The organism is Nocardiopsis mangrovi, from assembly GCF_042653925.1.
GTDB classification, from domain to species: domain Bacteria; phylum Actinomycetota; class Actinomycetes; order Streptosporangiales; family Streptosporangiaceae; genus Nocardiopsis_B; species Nocardiopsis_B mangrovi.
On record NZ_JBHSFQ010000011.1, the window covers coordinates 1 to 14,981 of the forward strand.

8 protein-coding genes are annotated in these 14,981 nt (G+C 73.4%); 2 read left to right on the forward strand and 6 right to left on the reverse strand.

What is annotated here, in order from left to right; all coding sequences use genetic code 11:
* Nucleotides 1-399 precede the first annotated feature (399 nt).
* The 3 genes from ACFO4E_RS13190 to ACFO4E_RS13200 form a co-directional block, all read right to left on the reverse strand.
* A complete protein-coding gene (locus ACFO4E_RS13190) occupies nt 400-3,654 on the reverse strand; it encodes an NB-ARC domain-containing protein (protein WP_378574332.1) in 3,255 nt (1,084 codons plus the stop codon).
* A 438-nt stretch (nt 3,655-4,092) separates the two neighbouring features.
* Nucleotides 4,093-4,497 (reverse strand): hypothetical protein, encoded by a 405-nt coding sequence (locus tag ACFO4E_RS13195; protein ID WP_378574334.1) that lies wholly within the window; start codon nt 4,495-4,497, stop codon nt 4,093-4,095.
* A 328-nt stretch (nt 4,498-4,825) separates the two neighbouring features.
* Entirely contained in the window at nt 4,826-5,746 is a 921-nt protein-coding gene (locus tag ACFO4E_RS13200) for an NADP-dependent oxidoreductase (protein WP_378574336.1), read from the reverse strand.
* 367 nt (nt 5,747-6,113) lie between these two features.
* On the opposite strand from ACFO4E_RS13200, the gene ACFO4E_RS13205 reads away from it, so the two are divergent.
* The gene (locus tag ACFO4E_RS13205) at nt 6,114-8,696 is read left to right on the forward strand and encodes a UvrD-helicase domain-containing protein (RefSeq protein WP_378574337.1); all 2,583 of its coding nucleotides are present in this window, start codon (nt 6,114-6,116) and stop codon (nt 8,694-8,696) included.
* Between the two features lie 316 nt (nt 8,697-9,012).
* A complete protein-coding gene (locus tag ACFO4E_RS13210; RefSeq protein ID WP_378574339.1) occupies nt 9,013-10,344 on the forward strand; it encodes a helix-turn-helix domain-containing protein in 1,332 nt (443 codons plus the stop codon).
* Between the two features lie 43 nt (nt 10,345-10,387).
* Here the strand turns inward: ACFO4E_RS13210 and ACFO4E_RS13215 are convergent, their stop codons facing one another.
* The 3 genes from ACFO4E_RS13215 to ACFO4E_RS13225 are packed head-to-tail and all read right to left on the reverse strand — an operon-like array spanning nt 10,388 to nt 14,492.
* Nucleotides 10,388-11,545: a hypothetical protein gene (locus ACFO4E_RS13215; protein ID WP_378574341.1), complete on the reverse strand. Its 1,158-nt coding sequence runs from the start codon at nt 11,543-11,545 to the stop codon at nt 10,388-10,390.
* The gene (locus ACFO4E_RS13220) at nt 11,542-13,689 is read right to left on the reverse strand and encodes a hypothetical protein (protein ID WP_378574343.1); all 2,148 of its coding nucleotides are present in this window, start codon (nt 13,687-13,689) and stop codon (nt 11,542-11,544) included. Before ACFO4E_RS13220 ends, ACFO4E_RS13215 begins: the two co-directional genes overlap by 4 nt.
* Nucleotides 13,686-14,492 (reverse strand): TIR domain-containing protein, encoded by an 807-nt coding sequence (locus ACFO4E_RS13225; protein ID WP_378574345.1) that lies wholly within the window; start codon nt 14,490-14,492, stop codon nt 13,686-13,688. Before ACFO4E_RS13225 ends, ACFO4E_RS13220 begins: the two co-directional genes overlap by 4 nt.
* Nucleotides 14,493-14,981 lie beyond the last annotated feature (489 nt).

Sequence of the window (14,981 nt, forward strand, 5' to 3'; positions counted from 1 at the left end):
TGAGACCACTGGACAAGCCGGTCCCGCTCATCATCGGTCAACACGAACTCGGGGGCACGGCCTTCTTGATCCGCCACACGGAAAGCATAGCAATATATGTCGAAGATTTCAGACGCAGGATACTAGCGCTCCCGCGACCCGGCGCCGCCCGCAGAGCGGGAGGGGCGCGGGACGCACCCGCCCGACGACCCGGGCGGCCCTGGCCGACAGCCGAGGCCGCCCACTGCCGGGCCGCCTCCCCGCCGACCCGGGGCCGGGCAAGCTCCCACGCATCAGACACCGCCGACCCCACGTGCACGAACACCACCCCCTTCACACCACCCACCACCCACCACCCCCACGATCCAGACCGGGAGCCCCCGCGAACCACGACCCCCCGCACACCCACGACCGGCCCCGTCAATAGATCACCCACCCGCGAGCGACCCGCGAGTGCTCATTGGCGAACGTCGCCCGCCACCGGGCCGCCTCAGCCGCCAGCTCGGGCCGGGCATGCTCCCGCGCATCGGACACCGCCGACTCCAAGTGCGCGAACACCGCCTCGTTCTCGGCACCCACGGCCCACAGGATGCGGGCGAGCAGGATCCGGGTGCCGATGCGCCCGGAGTGGTTCTCCCGCTCCCCGTAGGCGGCGTGCGCCCGTTCCGCGTGCTCACGGGCGGCCTCCATCTGCGTGCGCGCCCACGCGGTCGAGGCCGACCGCGGCCCGGGCGGGTGCGGGCGCTGCTCGGCGCCATCCCCGCCGTCCCCGGGCTCGCCCGGAATCACGGCGGTGAACAGCTCCTCGGCCGCGATGTGGTGGGCCCGGGCCGCCCACCGCTTGTCCCCCGCTTCGTCGGGCCGCCCGCCGGCGGCGTGCAGCCGGGCGAACCCCTCCGCGGCCCGGCGCAGCTGGTCGCGCCCCCCGTTGAGGTCGCGCGCCCGGACCAGGGTCCGGCCCAGGGTGAGCTGGGCGCGGCGCATCCCCCACTCGTCGCCCATGCGCCCCATGAGCCCGATCGCCTCGCGCAGCAGGGCGGTGCGCCCCTTCATCGACCACGCGCGTCGGCGCGCCTGGGCGCGCCGACGCGCGCCCCGGGCCGGCCGGGTGAACTCCTCGTGCGCGTTCACGGCGTACTCGCCGAGGCGGTCCGCCGCGGACCGCTCCAGGCGCTCGTGGTGGCTCCGGCGCAGCGCCATGTGCTCGCTGAGGCCGCCGGGCGGTGTCCCGGCGCGCTCGCGCTCGCGCAGGTCGTGCGCGTACTCGCGCTCCACCCGCTCGCGCAGTTCGGCCTGGCGCCGGCCGTTGAAGACGAGGTCGCATGCCTGGTAGTGGCGTTCGAGGGCGTCGCCGTCGAGTTCGCCCATGACCCGCAGGCACTGGGCGACGTACCAGTGCCGGCCCTCCTCGGCGAAGCGGTCCCGCATCTCCCGCAGCATGTACCAGGCGCGCAGTTCACGGCCGCTGGCGGCCAGGACCTCGGCGAGCAGGATCCGCGACAGGTCCCGCTGCGTGGAGTCCCCCGCGGCGGCGAACGCCGCCGCGGCCCGTTCCAGCAGCTCGCGGGCGACATCGCGGCGGCCGAGGTCGAAGTGGAGCTCGGCCAGGTTGTAGAGGGTGCGGGCGTGCCACCAGTGCTCGCCGTGCTCGGCGAAGGCGCTCTCCGCCCGGCGCAGCTCCGCCAGCGCACCGTCGAGGTCGCCCCAGCGCTGGCGGCTGACCGCGCGTGCCCTGCGGGCGCGCGCGGTCCACCGGGCGTCGGTGCCGAGCTCCTCGAAGACGTAGGCGGCGCGCTGCGCGTAGGTGTCGCCGGGGAGGTAGCCGCCGCGGCACGCGCACAGCTCGGCGGCGTCGAGCAGCGCCATGCCCAGGGCGAGCAGGTCCTTCTGCCCCAGCGCGATCGCGAGCTGCGCGTCGACGGCCTGGTCCCACTCGTCCCAGTGCGTGCGCACGACGAGGCAGATCGCCGCGACCGCGCGGGACAGCCGCCAGGCCACCCCGGCGTGGCCGTCGGCGGCGGCCATCCAGATGCAGCCGAGCACCACCTCGCTCTCACGGTCCAGCCACTCCTGCGGGTGTTCGGGGGCCTCCAGCCCGAGGAGCGCGTCGACGCCCGGCCCGCGGGGGGCGCCGGCGAGAGCGGGCTGGGGGAACCCGTCGTCGGCGGGGTGGATGTCCTCGGCCACCCGCTCCACCATCCAGGTGTAGGTGTCCACCAGGCGCCGGCGGGCCGCCTGGGTGGCCTCGTCGCCCCATGCCCGGCCCTCCTCCTCGGGGATGGCGAAGTCGGCGGGCCGCAGCACGCGCAGCGTGTCCCCGACGAGTTCGTGCAGGCGGAAGCGGTGGACGCCGTCGTCGGCCCGGCCCACGGGCTCGATGAGGAACAGCGACTGGAGCTCGTCGATGACCCTGCGAGCGGCGGCCCGGTCGACGCCGAGGAGCGCGGCCGCGGCGTAGTCGGCGATCTCGCCCATTCCGGTCGCCGCCATGCGCCGCAGCAGCAGCCGGGCGGTGGGGCCGCTCATCTGGAAGACGACGGTGAACGACGCGGGGAACCCGCGCGGCCCGAGCAGCGGGGTCTCGTGCTCGTGCCGCAGCTTCTCCAGCAGCCCCCCGGAGTCGGGGCTGGACGGGGAGGCGAGGCGCTTGCCGCACATCGCGACCGCCAGCGGGAGCCCGTGGCAGTGCTCCACGATCTCGCGGCGCAGGGCGAGCTCCTGCCCGGGGCCGGCCGCGGCGGGGCCGACGGGGGCCAGGTGTTCCAGCAGCTCGATGCCCTCGTCGCCGGTCAGTCCGTCGATCGTGATGGAGACGAACTCGAACGACGCGTCCTGGAACGCGCGGCGGCTGGTGACCAGGACCGCGCTCATCGCGCTGTTGGGGCACAGCGCCTCGACCTGCCGGGGGTCCTCCGCGTTCTCCAGCACCAGCAGGATGCGCTTGCCCGCGGTCAGCGTCCGCCAGGCGTCCTGGAGCTGGCGGCGCGGGCCGCGCGGGGTGTCGCCCACCGCGTCCAGGGCCTCTTCCAGCAGGTTGGTCGGCGACCGCGGGACGACCGGGCCGAGCCGCGGCCCGTCGTCCCCGGACGGCTCATCAGCGGCCGGGCGGCGCCGTCCCCCCAGCGTCAACCAGCGCCGCCGGCCCTCCTCGGGCCGGTCCGCCCCGCCGGCCGCCGGGGCGTCGCCGCCCTCATCGCCGCCGAGCGTGCGGCTCAGGTCCATCCACCGGACGCCGTCGGGGAACCGGTCGGCTACGTGGCGGGCGACCCGGTTGGCGAGCTGGCTCTTGCCGGTGGCGGGCAGGCCCGTCACGACGATCACCAGCGGCGGGGCGTGCTCGCCGGGGTGGCGGCGCGCGAACGGCGGCGTCAGCACGCCGCGCCAGCCCTCCTTCGGGAAGCGGTGGAACAGCGCGTGCATGCGCTCCTGCTCGGACACGTACCCGACGAAGTGCGCGACGGGCTGGAGCAGGTTGTTGCCGAGCCCCGCGCGCCACACCGGGCGGGCCGCGTCGGCCGAGCGGTGGCCCAGGGGCGAGTCGGGTCCGAGGTAAAGGGCGGCGAATGCCTGGCCCAGGGCGCCCGCCAGGCTGCACACCCACACCACCCAGCGGGGCAGGTCCTCGAACATGTCGGGGGTGTTCTCGAGCCAGATGCCGGCCGCGAGGAATACCACTGCTCCGAACCCCAGCGCCGACCTCACCCAGCGCGCCCGCCGCGGCGGGCTCCCGTCGCCGCCGGTCGCCCACGTTCCCCGGTCGGTCACCGCGCGCCCCCGCCCGTTCGGGGGCGGGCGGGCGCGCACACGGGCTCCCGGGCGGCGGAGGGCGCGTTCCCGCAGGGTAAGGGGCGCCCGCGGGCCGCGTCGACGCGCCGTTCAGAGGTCTGCCGCACCATCCGGTCGCCCACTCCCACTGTGTCGCGAACGCGGTCCGGCCGAGCACGGGGACGCGTTCGTCGTCGTTGTCGCACTTTGATCCGTTGCGCCCCCATATTTCGGAAACGGACGGCCCGTGTCCAGCCGGAAGCCGTACCGACAGGCGATGCGGGCTCTTACGGGGGTTGGATGCCGCGGGCGGTGGCGTGGTTCACGAGCCCGCGCGAATGGGGCGGATCACCGACGCGGGCGGCCCTGACCTCGGCCGGGACGCGTCGCTCCGGAGGCACCGTCGAGCCGCGTGTAGAGCCGCGGCCCCACCGCCCAGCCCTCGCCGGCCCGGCTCAGCGTCAGGCGGCCGTCGACCCATGTGCCGCGGACCGCGATGTCCCCGCGCCCCACGTGCCCCCGCGTGGTGAACGCGATGTCCCGGCCCCGCTGTTCGTAGCGCGCGGAGTGGACACCCGGCCCCGGTGCTTCCCTGCGCAGCCAGCGGGCGATGACCGCGCCGGAGCGGGGCCCGGGGGCGGGCTCGACGAGGACGTCCAGGACCGTACCGTCCGCGTAAAAGCGGAAGACCTGCACGCCCTCGGCGAATATGCCGACCAGGGCGGGGACGCGTCGGCCGCTACGCCGAGCCATCGTCCTCCTCGTGGTCCTACGGGGCTGCGGGCCCGGTGTCAGCCGGAGCGGCCGGCCGGAGCAGCGCGGAGGCGGCGCCGCCCGACGGGGCGGGGACGGAACCGAACCGGGTGCGGCACGTGCCGTGGCGGGACGCCACGGCACGACACCGCGCCGCACTGCCGCACACGACGCGACGCCGCCCCGCGCACGCGCACGAAGCAGCACACACGGCACAGCGCGGCGCGAACATGGATCAGCCCGACGCGCCGGGGTGCGGAGCGGTCCCCCACCGCGCAGGTGGCGGACCGCTCCATCCCCCTCGCCTCCCGGCGTCACCGGGGCGGACTCAGCCCACCTCGACCGCGATCTTGCCGCGGGTGTGGCCCTCCGCGTTCAGCCGGTGCGCGTCGGCGGCGCGCTCCAGCGGGAACACCTCGGCGACGTCGACGGTGACCTTGCCGGCCTCCACGAGGTCGACCAGGGCGGACAGGTCGGCGGCATCGGGCCGGACGAAGACGTAGACGCCGCCGTTGTCGGCCACCGAGTGGTCGATGATCGAGGAGATGCGCCGCGGGTCCACCCCCAGCTCCGCCGTCGCCGCCAGGGCGTCGCCCCCGACCAGGTCGAGGGCGGCGGTCACTGTGCCGATCGCGCGCACCCGGTCGGCCAGGCCCTCGCCGTAGGCCACCGGCTCGGCGCCGAGCGAGCGCAGGTAGTCGTGGTTGCGCTCGGAGGCGGTGCCGATGACGCGCGCCCCCTGAGCGCGGGCGATCTGCACCGCGAGCGAGCCGACGCCGCCCGCCGCCGCGTGGATGAGAACGGTGTCGCCGTCACCGACCTTCAGGCCGTGCACGAGCGCCTGGTAGGCCGTGAGCCCGGCCAGCGGCAGGCCGGCGGCCTGGGCCCAGCTCGCGTTGCGCGGCTTGCGGGCGAGCGTGCGCACGGGCGCTGCCACCTTCTCCGCGAAGGTGCCGTGGTGCACGACGTCCTGGCGGACGTAGCCGATCACCTCGTCGCCGACCGCGAACTCGGGCACCGAGGTCCCGACCGCCACCACCTGCCCCGCGACGTCCCACCCGGGGACCACGGGGAAGAAGACGTCCATGATCCCGTCGAGATAGCCCTCGCGCAGCTTCCAGTCCACGGGGTTGACGGCCGCCGCCTTGACGGACACCAGCACCGAGTCGGGGCCCACCTTGGGGTCGGGGACCTCGGCGACCTCCAGTACCTCGGGTCCGCCATAGCTCCGGTACACGATCGCCTTCACTGCCGCTCACCTTCTCCTCATCGGACGGGTCCGGCCGGCCGCCGCATGGACGCCGCCAGGTCGGGGTTCACCCCAACCGGCGCCAACACCGGAGGCGGTCACCCTCTTCCCCGCACTACCCTCCGCCCATTCCGTCCCACGTGGACTCGGCCTATGACCTCGTTCACCCGCGATCGGGGCCGGCTGCCGCCGCCGGCCGCGGGAACGCACAAGCGGCTCCAGGGGCATGCGAGCGGCTGGGAAGGGAGTCGGCGGAAATTGGCCGCATCCGGCCGTTGTGTCGGCACCATCGGCTACAACAAGGGGGGAATGGCAGAGATCATGCGGGCTGTGACCACGCGGACGCGCGGCTGAGACGAGGAGGCCCATGCCCCACCTGGCCATCGACGCGACGTGTCTGCCCCAGTACGACAAGCTGGACCGGCCGACCCGCGAACGGCTGATCGCCGTCACCCGCAAGTTCCGCGAGCTGCCACTGCACGCCCTGATGTCCCACCCCGACCTGCGCATCCGTCCGCTCACCGCGGGCCAGGACCCGCGGATCCGCACGTTCCGCATCAGCGACAACTGGACCGGCGTGATGCTCGCGCCGGAGTCGGGCGAGACCTTCCTGCTCGTGCACCTCCTGCCGCGCGATTCCGCCGAGGAGTGGGCCGGCGACCAGCGGCACGACGTCAACTCCGTCATGGGGACGCTGGAGCGGCGCGACGCCACGGCTTTGGAGCGGGCGAGCTCATCCCGCCACCGGGCGGCGCCCGACACCGCCCCGCCCCCGCCGCCCCGGCCCTCAACAGCGGGTGCGGGCGGCGGGAGCGACGCCGGCCGGGCGAACAGCACGGAAGCGCGCGACACCGGCGGGACAGGCGGCCCGGGGTGGGCAGAGGGCACCGGCCGGGCACGCGGCGCCGATGGACAGAGCGGCGCAGATCTCGTAGGCAGGACAGGCGACACCAGCCGGACGCGCGGCGCAATCGGCACGGACGACGGTCCCGCCGCGCCCGATGCCCGTGCCCCGTCCACCCCTATGTCCTCTCCCGCCACCCACCTCTCTCCGGCCCCGGGCGCCGCGGTCGGGTCGGCCACGCCGAACGGGCCGAGCGGTCCGGACCGGCCGAACGGGCCCAGCGCTCCCGACCGGCCGAACGGGCCGACCCGGACGGACGGTCCGGACGATCAGAACGGGGAAACCGGGGGAAACGATGCGACCGGAGCGGAACCGACCGCCGGCCTGCTCTCCCACGTCAGCGACCGCGACCTCGCGCGGCTCGGCGTCGACCCCGAGATCCGCGACTTCTGCCGTTCGCTGAGCGGCATCAAGGAACTCCGCGACTGGCGGCCCGCCCTGCCCCAGGACCAGTACGAGGTCATCAGCGCACTCGCCGAGGGCCACCCGGTGGCGCGCGTCCTCGACGAGGTCGTGGCGCCGCGCCGGCCCGTCATCGGGGCGGTCGCCACCGACGACTACGACACCGCGATCCGGCACACCCGCGAGCGCGTCATCGTCATCGGCGACGACCAGGAGATCGAGGACATCCTCGCCGGAGAGTTCAACGCCTGGCGCATCTACCTGCACCCCAAGCAGCGCGACCTCGCCTATCGCGCCCGGTTCAACGGTCCGGCGAAGGTGTCGGGCGGGCCGGGCACCGGCAAGACCGTCGTGGCGCTGCACCGCGTGAAGTACCTCGCGGAACACCTCCCGCTCGACGGCCGGGTGCTGCTCACCAGCTTCACCAACGCGCTGGTGGAATCCCTCAAGCGCAACCTCGCTCTGCTGCTCCCCGCCGAGCTCGTCGCCGACGTCGACGTCGTCACCACCGACAAGCTCGCGCTCGACGTCGTCAAGGAGGAGTACCCCGATGTCCGGCTGCGCACCGACACCCGCGGGGTCTTCGCCAACATCACCCGGCAGCACCGGCTGCCGTTCCCCGTGGACTTCCTGTTCTCCGAATACCGGCACGTGATCATGGCCCAGGGCATCACGACCCTCGACGGCTACCTCGACCCCGACGCCCGCCGCGGGCGCACCCTGCCGCTCAGCGTCCCGCAGCGCCGCCAGGTCTGGCAGTCGGTCAGCGAGGCCCGCGCCATGATGCGCAACAGCCGCCGGCTGCCGGCCGAGGACCTGCACGCCGAAGCCGCGCGCATCCTCGACTCCCGGCCGGGGAAGCCCTACACCAACCTCGTCGTCGACGAGGCCCAAGACCTCCACCCGGCCCAGTGGCGCACGCTGCGGGCGGCCGTCACCCGCGGCCACAACGACATGTTCATCGCCGGCGACAACCGGCAGCGGATCTACGACAACACCGTCTCGTTCCGCCGGCTGGGCATCGCCGTGGTCGGGCGCTCCTACCCCCTGCGCGTGAACTACCGCACCACCGAGGAGATCCTCACCTGGGCCGACGGCATCATGCGCGGCCGCCCCGTGACCGAGCTCGGCGAGTCCGCCCCGGAACCCGCCGGCTCCACGAGCTGCGTGCTCAGCGGGCCGCCGCCCGAGCTGCACGGCGCCGCCGACGAGCCCGCCGAGCTCGACGCGCTCGCCGAACGGGTCCGGCGCTGGCTGGCCGACGGGATCGCGCCGGGCGACATCTGCGTCACCGCCCGCACCAACCGGCTGCGCGACTCCGTGACCGCCCACCTGCGCGCACGGTCGCTCCCTGCCTCGATGTTCAACCCCGGCAAGCACGCGGTGACCGACGCCGCCGGCACCGTCCGGGTCACCACCATGCACGGCGTCAAGGGCCTGGAGTTCCGCGCCGTCGCCGTGACCGGCGCCACCGCGACGGCCCTACCCCAAATGGACCACGTCACAAGCGCCGACCTGGACGAACACCAGCACCAGGCCGACCTCGACGCCCAACGCTCCCTCCTCTACGTCGCCTGCACCCGCGCCCGAGAACACCTCTACATCTCCTGGCACGGCACCCCGAGCCCGTTCCTCCCCCTCTGACCCCCGAAAGGGGAAATAGGAGGAAACAGGAAACCCCTGACGGAGACCCAATTCCCGGTAGAGGATCTCCGCCATGGCGAAGAAAACGGGGAACAGTACCTCGTGGAGGTACTGGGGGGCGGCACATGGCCGTCCCCGCGCTCGCCGAGGCCGCGAGCACCGCCTCGGGGGGCGCGGCCGTCGCCGCCTATTCCATCCCGCCGGCGCAGTGGCCCCCGGCGGCCCCGTAAACCACGGACGGGCACGCCCGAATCAACGTGAAATCCTGATGCGCGGGAATTCGCGCGGCGGCCGTCGCCGAACGAGAGGTGCGATAGTGAAGCAAGAGAAAAGAGACGCGGGTAACGACGCCGGAGCGTTCGGCGCGGAACTGCGCCGGTTGCGCGGCGCAGCCGACATGTCCCTCCAGCGGCTGGCCGAAGCCACGTTCTTCAGCAAGAGCCACCTCAGCAAGGTGGAGAACGGACGCAAGGCGCCCTCCATCGACCTCGCCCGGGCCTGCGACGCCGCCCTGGGGGCCGGCGGCCGGCTCTCCGGCCTCGTCGAAGCACCCGGCGGGCGACGCGGCGCCGCCGCCTCCGCCCGCGCCTTCGCCCCGGAGGCGATCCCCCGCCCCGCCGAATCGCGGGGACTGCCGGTGGGGGCGGGGCTCGGCGCGTTCAGCATCGGATCCGACGCCCTGCTCGGGCGCAGTGCGAGCGGCCGGGAGCGCGAACCCGCCCTGGTGTCCGAGCACGTCCTCACATCGTTCCGCATCCTCTTCGACCAGCTGCGCGTCCTCGGCCAGCAGTCCAGTCCCGCGATCGTCCTGCCGACCGTCATGGCCCAGACCCAGGCCCTGCAACAGCTCGCGAAGGGAGCGGGGCCGAAGCTCGTCCCGCCCGCCCTGATGCTCGCCTCCCGGTACGCCGAATTCGGCGGCTGGATGGCGCAGGAGGCGGGCGAGGAACGCACCGCCCTTTGGTGGACCGACCGGGCGCTGGAGCTGGCCACGGCGGCCGGCGACGGGCAGCTTCACGCCCACGCACTGGTCCGGCGGGCATGCATCGCCATGTACGCCCACGACGGGCTCCAGACGATCGAACTGGCACAACGGGCCCAGGCGGCCGCGACCGCCTCCCCCCGAGTCCGCGCGATGGCCGCCGAACGCGAGGCCCAAGGGCACGCCCTGGTCGGTGACTACGACACCTGCCGCCGCACGCTGGCCAGGGCGGCCGCCCTGGCCGAGGCCGACCCCGGCGATTCCGAGGCCGGCGCCGGCGGCACCGACGACGCCCCGCCCCTCGGATCGTCGACGGTGCTCGACCGGCACTCCGTGGTCACCGGCTGGTGCCTCTACGACGTGGGCCGCCCGGCCGAGGCCGCCGCCGTCCTCGCACCGGCCGTCAAGAAGATCCCCGCCACGGCGGTCCGCGCCCGGACACGGTTCGGGATGCGCCTGGCCTTGGCCCACGCCGGGAGCAACAACATCGACCGCGCCTGCGACCTGACCCACGAACTCCTCGACGGCGCCGAGGCGATCGACTCCGCCACCGTCGCCCACGACGTCCGCCAACTCTCCCGCACCCTGGCCCGCTGGCACACCGCCCCGTCCGTCCGCACCCTCACCCCCCGTCTGGCGAGAGCCTTGAACCGTACGCCGCTGTGACACGGCGGGTTGGGGGCGGGGCGCGCCCCGCCCCCAGCCGGCCTCAGAACGGCGGCTCCGCGGATCCGGCTTCGAAGGCGGGGTCCCCGGAGCCATCGCCGTCGTCCGTACGCCCCTCGCCGGGGATGTCAGCGGCCCTGTCCACAGCGGCGCGGCCGGGCAGCTCGAACACCTCGTACTTCTCGCGGATCCACTGGGCCGTATCCGCCTGGTGGTGGGCGCGGAGCACATCGGCGAGCCGCTCGGTCATCGGATCCCGGTCTTCGGGCCCTCCGCGGCGCACGCTTTCATCGATGAGTGCGCTGGCGTGCCGGACGGCGTCCCCGCCGACCGCGCCGTCCGTCCCGGCGACATCCACGCCCTCTGCGGGCCACGGCGGCATCCCAGGCGCCTGTGCCGTGCCCGCGCGGGCCTCCCTGCTGAACTCCGACAGCGCCTCGGGACCGTTGACCAGAGCCGACAACTCGCCCAACGTGTCGGCCAGGTCGAGCGTCTCACGCACCTTCGCCGGATCGAACTGGAGGCACCACGCGATGGCGCTGCCCTGCGACGCCAGGACCTCTTCCGCGTAGTACGCGCTCCTGTCGCGCTCCCGCGCGCGCTGGTGCTCCCATACGGCCTTCTCCTTGCGCATGTCGGCGAGCGAGCGCAGCCGGCGAGCGTCCTCCTCGGGCACCGTCAGTGACACGCCCTCGGCCCATACTTCGATCGACCCGTGCCCGCCGACGACGGGCTCGCCGAGTTCGGCCGCGAGACGGCTCCCTGCCAGCCATTGCAGATCCGGGGTGAGACTTTCGGCGATGGCCGCGGCGCGTTGGAGGACCAGGTCGTGGGCGAGCGCGTCCGGATTGCGGTGGACGCCCGGCACAGGTTCCGCGCGCTCCAGCCGGCAGATGATCGCCGAGAACACGAACGTGTAATCGGGCCAGGCGCTCCGCAGGAGCACGTCGCCCGTCCGATGCCGGTGGACCGGGTCGGGAACGGCCATCGGCACGAGCGCTTCCTCGAACACCGGGACGTCCGGGCGGACCGGCTCGGGCCTGCGGAACGCGCCGGAGGCCACGAGCGAGAGGCCGAGCACCACCAGCACCAGCGGCGCCCACAGGAGGGTCCACCATCCGTAGAAGAACGGCATCACCGCCACGACGACCGCGGCGCACAGCGTCGGCACGGCGATCCAGGTTCTGTTCTTCTCGTTCATCGTCCCACCTTCGTGTCATCCGGATCGTCGTCGTGAGCGCCACCCGTAGCGATGGGCTCAAGCCCCTGTGCCCGGTTCACGCGCTCGAGCAGCGCCGTCGCCGCACGCGCGCTTTCGGCCCTCTCCGCCGGGTCTGCCGGGCCCAGCGCCCAGCGGCGCGCGACGGTATAGAGGTGGGCCAGGCGCCCCGCCACGGAACCGGCCTCCACCAGGAGGTCCAGCAGGCCGATGGGGGCCGTGCCCAGCGCAAGGCCCTGCAACAGGCGCTCGGTGTGCCGTCTGAGCTGATCGTCATCGGTCAGCGCGTCGGCCAGCGCCGTGACCAGCCGGGAGCGCACCCATCCCCCTGCGGTGAGCGGGCCGGCACCGACCACCGCCAATAGCCGGCCCGGCTCGGTCAGGCGCCACAGCAGTTCGTGATCGGCCTCCCAGCCCTGCCCGCTGGAGCGCGACGACCCCTGCCGGTTCTCGGACGCCTCGGCCAGCCGCGCCAGCAGTTGCCGGAACCGGGGCGGCTTCTCGGCCAGTTCGAGTAGCGCGTCCATCGCCGCCCTGCGGACGCCGGACCTGCCGCGGCGGGCTATGTGGTGCAGGCGTACCAGCGCCTCGTCCGGCTGCGTCTCGACCATGACGCCGGCGCACACCGCGATGAGGACCTGGGCCAGCTCCTCCGGGAGCGCATTCTCCCGCGCCCACCAATACACCTGCCGGCGTGCGGCGCGACCCGCTTCCCGAGGGCCCAGCAGCGCCTCGCCCAGCGCGTAGGCCGCCTGGGGCGCGAGTGAGGCCCCTTGGCGGTTGTCGGTCGCCCACCTGCGCACCTGCCGGAAGAGGAGTTCGTACGACCGCAGCCGCAGGTACTGTTCGGCCAGCCGTTCGGCGATCGCGTCCCGGTCGGCCGCGCTCATCCGCCGGTCGCGCATGCACCGGTCCGCCCATTGCAGGAACTTCGGGGCGAGGTCGGGATGGCCGTCCCAGAAGCAGTCGCGAAGGGCGGCGGCGTATCCCAGACCGGCGAACCCCACGGTCCGGTCGGGACGGATGGCCACGCCGAGGTGGTCGAGCTGGCTGCGGAACACGGCACGTTCCAGCAGCGGGATCTCCGGCTCGGGAATCTGGAGGATCCCCATGAGCTGTTGAGCCGCGGTGAAGACCGCGTCGACGCCGCACCCGTCGAGAAGCGCCGCGGAGAGGAGGACCGCGCGCTCCCAGCTGTCGGACAGGCCGTCGACCTTCTTGGCGACCTCCGTGCCGCGCTCGGCCAGGGCGCTCAGCGCCTCGGTGAGCCAGGCCCCGACCCCCGCATTCGGGCCGTCCAGGCGGGCGTCGCGCACGAGACGCGCGAAATGCGCGATCTCACCAAGGCGGGCGTCGGCGGCCCAAGCGGCGGCGCGGTGCGTCCGAAGCGGGTAGCCGCCGAGACGTGTGCCCTGGACGCGCAGATGCTTCTCCAGTGCGTGGACACCGTCGGGTCGGCCGAGCTTCACGATGAGGTCGTGGAACTCGTCTCGGAGCTCATCCGCCTGACCCTGGGAGATCACCACGGCGAGGTAGGCGTCCTCGGCCTGCACCGCGTCGCGGTAGGTCTCCAGGGCAGGCTGGATCCGGGACAGCAGCCCCGGGTCGGCTGAAAGGTCCAGCAGCACGCGGTCGCCCCGATGCACGGTCTCCGGGTCGAGGATGGTCTCCGCCGAGGCACCGGGGGCGATCGCGATGTCGGGGAGTTCGTGGAACCGGGTGCCGGATTCCCCGGCCACGTCCAGCAAGGTGACAGCGGCGGTACGGCGTCCGCTGCCGGGCGATCCGGAGACGATGACGGTGCGGCCCTTTCCCGCCAGCATGGAACGCGCCTCTTCGAAACCGGGCGGCGGGACGAAGAAGGCGCCGGTGCGGTTCCGCTGCTCTTCGGTCACCACGCGGGCCGCACGCTTGCGCAACCTGCCCTCGCCGACCTCCTCGTACGCGCCGGCGGCGCCGAACAGCCGGAACATGTTGTACTGGTCGCCGCTCCCCGTGTGGGCCGGCCCGTCGACCGCCCCGACCGACGTGGCGGTGCTCCCCGTTGCGGGCCGCCCGGCCGCCGCCTCGGCGGCGACCGGGGGAGGTGCCTGCTCCTCCTGGTCTCCAGTCAGGGGCACGGTCACGTCCCACCCTCCCCGCGCCGTCGCGGAGCGCGCCGCTCGGTGCGCTGCGGCGCGCCCTGGTGGACGTCGCCGTGGTTGTCACCGGCCACATACTGACCGCCGCTGCCGTTGAACTGCGGCCCATTGACCTGGGTTCCACTCCCCGTGTGCAGGGGGCCGCCGGCGGTACCGATGACGGTGCCGTAGTTGTTGCCGACGTCACCGGTACCGCCCGAGCGGTGGTCGATGATGTCGCCTCCCTGCCTGGAGCTGCCGTGAAGGTCGCGCACGGAGTTGCGGGTGGTGCCGCCCGCAGCCGACGCCGGGCGGCCGGATACGGCCTCCGTCCCGCGGTCGGCCAGGCGCGGCACCGCCTCGGCCACCTTCTGCACCAGACGCTCGATGTCGGCGTCCGCGTTGCGGTGGCTGAGCCGCAGGTACTGGCAGTTCTCCAACCGCGCCACGTCGTCGGGGAGATCTCCCTTCGGCAGGCGCTGCCGGTTGTTGACGAGCACCGGGATCACCCGCACCCCGTAGGCGAACGCCTCGGCGATCTCGCGCCGGGTCCAGTCGTCCGGGTCGTCCAGTGCGCGCCCGCCGCGCCGGCCGGTGGCGTCGGACCAGCCGGGGCCGATGACGGCGAGGAGCAGGTCGCTGCGGCGGACCGCGCGCAGCAGTTCCTGCTCGAAATCGTCGCCGGGCCGGATCGACTTGCTCGCCCGGAAGACCTCCTCCGAGCCGAAGCGGTGCGAGAGCTCCCGGTCGATCAAAGTGGCGCTGGCCTCCTCATCCCCGGTGCGGTAGTTGATGAACACTCGGGACACAGCGGTCCCTCCTCGTCTTCACGGTCGCGAAACGCCTGCGAGCAGGCCGGTCACAGGTGTGGACCCCGCCCCGCCGTCCTCGGGACGGGGACCACCGAATCCGATCGGTCCGGTACTCGGCATCCGGTCTCACGCCGACATAGCGGGCCTCTGAGCGCGGAAATCACCGAACACGACATTCGACCGACAGAAGCGATTCCTCGACCGAAGGTTCGGATTCATACCATCGAGTCCCACGCTCCCAGAATCGGGACACCCGTGCAGAGGTTTCCCGAACCCTCCTTATCGGCCAACGGGAAACTCTGCCGGGCAGCCCCTCCACTCGCATTACGCCACGGATGTGCGACCGAAGCACCATCCGCCTTCGGGGCACCGCCGGGCATGCACTTCAGGAACGAACGTGCGTTCGAGACAGCACCATTGTTCACGTCGGACCGAAACCCGTTCCGCGGGGATATCCGCCCGAGCACCTATATGAATCGATTTGCA

What these genes read in the sequence shown, in the direction of transcription:
- ACFO4E_RS13215 (WP_378574341.1), bottom strand. Translation starts at nt 11,545, where the DNA reads ATGAACGAGAAGAACAGAACCTGGATCGCCGTGCCGACGCTGTGCGCC.
- ACFO4E_RS13205 (WP_378574337.1), top strand. Translation starts at nt 6,114, where the DNA reads ATGCCCCACCTGGCCATCGACGCGACGTGTCTGCCCCAGTACGACAAG.
- ACFO4E_RS13195 (WP_378574334.1), bottom strand. Translation starts at nt 4,497, where the DNA reads ATGGCTCGGCGTAGCGGCCGACGCGTCCCCGCCCTGGTCGGCATATTC.